General features: G+C 71.6%; 1 protein-coding gene. It reads right to left on the reverse strand.

The features are described from left to right. Positions 1 to 90 precede the first annotated feature (90 nt). A partial coding sequence (locus FRW57_RS22495) for a heterodisulfide reductase-related iron-sulfur binding cluster (RefSeq protein ID WP_162529489.1) occupies positions 91 to 654 on the reverse strand: 564 nt, incomplete at its 5' end.

The following is a 654-nucleotide window of genomic DNA, read 5'->3' on the forward strand; positions in this document are numbered from 1 at the left end:
AGACGAAACCGCCTACGACCCCACCCAACACGGCGCACTTCGGACACTGCTCAGCAACGGCAACGCCGCCTGAGGTTGACACAGGGCTACTCATGCGTGCCCCCCTTCGCCGTTCCTCGGCGGCAGGGTGGCTCCGCTCCGCTCTCGCCGCCCGTCGTCACCCGCCATGCGTGCCTCCGTGGTTGCCAGGATCTCGGCAAGGTGCACCGGTTTGACGCCGGTGCGCAGGCGGCCGAGGCCGCCGCCGATGTGCATCAGGCAGGAGGAGTCACCGGCGGTGACGAACTCGGCGTCGGTCTCCAGCACGTTGCTCATCTTGTCGGCGAGCATCGCCGTGGAGGTGTCGGCGTTCTTGACCGCGAAGGTCCCGCCGAAGCCGCAGCACTGGTCGGCGGCCGGCAGCTCGACCAGGTCGATGCCGCGGACCGCCCGCAGCAGCTGCAGCGGCTTGTCGCCCACGCCGAGCATCCGCAGCGAGTGGCAGGTGGGGTGGTAGGTGACCCGGTGGGGATAGTCGGCGCCGACGTCGGTCACCCCGAGCACGTCGACCAGCAGCTCGGACAGCTCGTGGGTGCGCTCGGCCACGGCCCGCGCGCGGGCCGCGAGCCGCTCGTCACCGGCCCGCTCGGCCACCACCGCGTGCTGGTGCCGCAC

The organism is Segeticoccus rhizosphaerae (assembly GCF_009192725.1).
Taxonomy (GTDB): Bacteria; Actinomycetota; Actinomycetes; order Actinomycetales; family Dermatophilaceae; genus Segeticoccus; species Segeticoccus rhizosphaerae.